The sequence below is a fragment of the Haladaptatus sp. genome (genome assembly GCF_049589095.1).
GTDB lineage: Archaea > Halobacteriota > Halobacteria > Halobacteriales > Haladaptataceae > Haladaptatus.
This window is the reverse complement of record NZ_JBAWAC010000626.1, coordinates 1-2,919: the sequence shown is the minus strand read 5'-3', so window position 1 is coordinate 2,919 and position 2,919 is coordinate 1. Positions and strand designations below refer to the sequence as shown.

Here is a 2,919-nt window from a genome sequence, read left to right as displayed (position 1 = left end):
GGCGTCGTCGCCGGAGAGGACCGCGAACGCCTCGTCCTGAGTTCGTTCGATGATTTCGCTGATCTGGCCGAGGTCGCCGCTCGCGGCTTTGTACCCCACGATGTTCTCGTGTTCGGCCAGCGAAACGGTCGTCTCGACCGCGATGTTGCGTCCGGTTCGGGACGGGACGTTGTAGACGATCTGCGGGAGGTCGACCTCGTCCGCGATCGTTCGGTAGTGCGCTTCCATCCCCGTCGGTTCGGGCTTGTTGTAGTACGGCGAGATGAGAAGGAGTCCGTCCGCCCCGGCGTCCGCGGAGCGCCCCGCCAGTTCGAGGGCTTCGTGCGTCGCGTTGCTCCCCGCGCCAGCGATGACGGGGATGTCGACGGCGTCCACGACGGTCTCCACGACCTCGACGTGTTCGTCGTGGCTCAGGGTCGCGCTCTCGCCGGTCGAACCGACCGGAACGAGGCCGTCAACCCCGGCGCGTTCGAGGCGCTGGGCGTCGTTGTAGAGGAGTTCGTGATCTATGCTTTCGCCCTCGAAGGGCGTTGTCATCGCGGGATAGACCCCGCGAAACGGTGTGTCTGTGTCTGTCATCGGTGTGTGTCGGAAATCGGTTAGCGCGCGGTGCAAAACGAGGATGGCTCGAAACGAGGGTGCCACGCCCGCCACGAACCTCATGCCGCGCGTTTTGTGCGTTTTCCGACGACGCCGGTGCTCATCCGCTCGTAAACGAACGTAGTGAGCGCACCAGCATGTGGCATATCCAATTGGGTGTGGCGTGAGAACTTATGCCTTGCGCCGACGGCAGAGTCTGCGAATCCGAGTAGGGAGGGAGTTCACCGCGGACGAATTATTATATATACTGACATCATTGGTCGGGTATGAACTGGTCGCTCGTGCGGCGTTGTGGCCTGCGCTACACGCTCGTCTATGCTGGACTGACGGTCGTGGTCGTGTTCGCCCTCACGCGGTCGCCGATCGTTCTCATCGGCCTGTTCGGACTCGGACTTGCCAGCTTGGTGTTCGCACTAAGCGGCACCAAAAAGATCCGGATGGGAACGGCGGTGACGAACGCACAGTCGATCGGTCTCCAAAGTACCATCGCAGACCCTGCGGATGACCGACCGACGGCGTTGGCGAACGACATCAAACTCCTCTTCTACGGTGTCGGACTCGTCGTCTTTGCGGCCATCACGCTCGTCGCAACCGGATGACACGAACTGCTACGTCGTGAGAATACGATCCGTCGGTCTTATCACACCTCCGTACATATTTTTCGGAGATGCTCGTCCTCGGAGACGCTCACGCCGACGAACACGCCCACCGTCGCGCGCTCTTTGCGGCCTACCGCGAGGCAGACCCAGACGTAACTCTGCAGTTAGGTGACCTGATGTTCTACGATCTGCCCGCACCGACGTGGTTCATCGGCGGCAACAACGAGGATTTCGACGTCATCGAAGCACTGCGAAACGGATTGGTCTCCAACTCACGCGTGAGAAACGCACATCTCCTCGCCAGCACCGCCGTCGAACTCGATGGCCTCCGAATCGCCGGGCTGTCGGGTAACTTCGCGCCGACACAGTACGACCGCCCACGTGCGAACCTCGTCGGCGAACGCCGTCGCCACTTCACGTACGAGGACGTAGAGCAAGCGATGGAACTCGGCTCCGTGGACGTACTGATGACCCACGAGGCACCACACGGTCTGCCGGTCGCCGAGGATTACGACGTCGGCTGCTCGCACATCGACGATCTGCTGGAGGCGCTGTCGCCCGACCTCTGTCTCATCGGGCATCACCACCAACACGCGGAGACGACGATCGGCGATACACGGGTGGTCAGCGTCGCGCCGACGTGGGAACGGTATTACATGTTGGACCCGGATTCGATGACGCTTACGTGGCACAAGACACCGACATCGTGACAGTATCGGACAAGCAACTTCTTTATGCCAGTAGTTATCACACTAACGTATGACGGAGATACATCCCTCTCAGCGCGTCACGGTGTTAGCTGACGCGCAAAACCTCTATCACACTGCTCAAAGCGTTTACAGCCGAAATATAGATTACTCCTCTCTCCTCTCGAAAGCGACACAGGAACGGGAGCTAACGCGTGCCATCGCTTACGTCATTCAGGCCGATAGCCCGGACGAGGATCGCTTTTTCGACGCACTCACCGAAATAGGGTTCGAGGCGAAGATCAAGGCGATAAAGACGTTCGGCGACGGGTCGAAGAAAGCCGACTGGGACGTCGGGATCTGTCTCGATGCGATCACGCTCGCCCCGAAAGTGGATACCGTCGTTCTCTGTACCGGCGACGGCGACTTCGCACAGCTCGCCACACACCTCCGTCACGAGGGAGTGCGCGTGGAAGTGATGGGGTTCCAAGAATCGTCCGCCGAAGAACTCATCGAGGCGGCTGACAGCTTTATCGACTTGAGCGAACGAACCGAGACGTTCCTGCTTTAGACCGGACGGCCTTCTTCGCCCGTCCCGTACAGCAGCGCACCGGCAGCGAGTGCGACCGTGGCGAGTGCCGCGAGCGCGTTCCCGACGAAGGTGCCGATCATCGAAATGACGCCGAAGATCACGACACACCCGATGAGGAGGAGTGCGATTCCCAGCATTTCTTTCGTGTTCATACTGCCGCTTTGGGACTGACACCTAATAAATCGTCCTCAAATCGATAGCTAGCGTGGTATTCGTCACCATATAACAAAGGTTGCGGCCGCGTGTCGAAGGGCTTTCACCCCCTCGCACGAAATCCGGCGCAATGACAGAGGATTTACCCGCACTTCGCACGACGGCGGACTATCAGTTCGGCGCGGGTGCCGGTACCGCGTTGTTCCCACCGGAAGAGGACCTCGAAGTTCGCCACTCGTCGTCCGGGCGACCCCAACAGGTTCACGCCGACGGACGCCGACTCGTCACC

General features: G+C 60.3%; 5 protein-coding genes and 1 pseudogene. 4 read left to right on the top strand and 2 right to left on the bottom strand.

Annotated features, from left to right (window positions below; translation table 11 throughout):
- The coding region (gene dapA / locus WBV42_RS19835) for a 4-hydroxy-tetrahydrodipicolinate synthase (protein ID WP_423987571.1) at positions 1 to 579 on the bottom strand (579 nt) is incomplete at its 3' end.
- A 287-nt stretch (positions 580 to 866) separates the two neighbouring features.
- On the opposite strand from dapA, the gene WBV42_RS19830 reads away from it, so the two are divergent.
- From WBV42_RS19830 to WBV42_RS19820, 3 genes are all read left to right on the top strand, one after another.
- Positions 867 to 1,199, top strand: coding sequence for a hypothetical protein (locus WBV42_RS19830; RefSeq protein WP_423987570.1), 333 nt, complete (start codon positions 867 to 869; stop codon positions 1,197 to 1,199).
- A 68-nt stretch (positions 1,200 to 1,267) separates the two neighbouring features.
- Positions 1,268 to 1,909 carry a metallophosphoesterase family protein gene (locus WBV42_RS19825; RefSeq protein WP_253226620.1) on the top strand — a complete coding sequence of 214 codons (642 nt, stop codon included), beginning with the start codon at positions 1,268 to 1,270 and terminating at the stop codon, positions 1,907 to 1,909.
- Positions 1,910 to 1,958: 49 nt separating this feature from the next.
- Complete coding sequence (locus tag WBV42_RS19820; RefSeq protein ID WP_066144171.1) at positions 1,959 to 2,456, top strand: NYN domain-containing protein; 498 nt, start codon at positions 1,959 to 1,961, stop codon at positions 2,454 to 2,456.
- Here the strand turns inward: WBV42_RS19820 and WBV42_RS19815 are convergent.
- Positions 2,453 to 2,629, bottom strand: coding sequence for a hypothetical protein (locus WBV42_RS19815; protein ID WP_253226621.1), 177 nt, complete (start codon positions 2,627 to 2,629; stop codon positions 2,453 to 2,455). The genes WBV42_RS19820 and WBV42_RS19815 overlap by 4 nt on opposite strands.
- Positions 2,630 to 2,760: 131 nt before the next feature.
- Between WBV42_RS19815 and WBV42_RS19810 the strand changes: the two are divergent.
- Positions 2,761 to 2,919: pseudogene (locus WBV42_RS19810) on the top strand (PUA domain-containing protein); the annotation flags it as partial.

What these genes read in the sequence shown, in the direction of transcription:
- WBV42_RS19825 (WP_253226620.1), top strand. Translation starts at nt 1,268, where the DNA reads ATGCTCGTCCTCGGAGACGCTCACGCCGACGAACACGCCCACCGTCGC.
- WBV42_RS19830 (WP_423987570.1), top strand. Translation starts at nt 867, where the DNA reads ATGAACTGGTCGCTCGTGCGGCGTTGTGGCCTGCGCTACACGCTCGTC.
- WBV42_RS19820 (WP_066144171.1), top strand. Translation starts at nt 1,959, where the DNA reads ATGACGGAGATACATCCCTCTCAGCGCGTCACGGTGTTAGCTGACGCG.
- WBV42_RS19815 (WP_253226621.1), bottom strand. Translation starts at nt 2,629, where the DNA reads ATGAACACGAAAGAAATGCTGGGAATCGCACTCCTCCTCATCGGGTGT.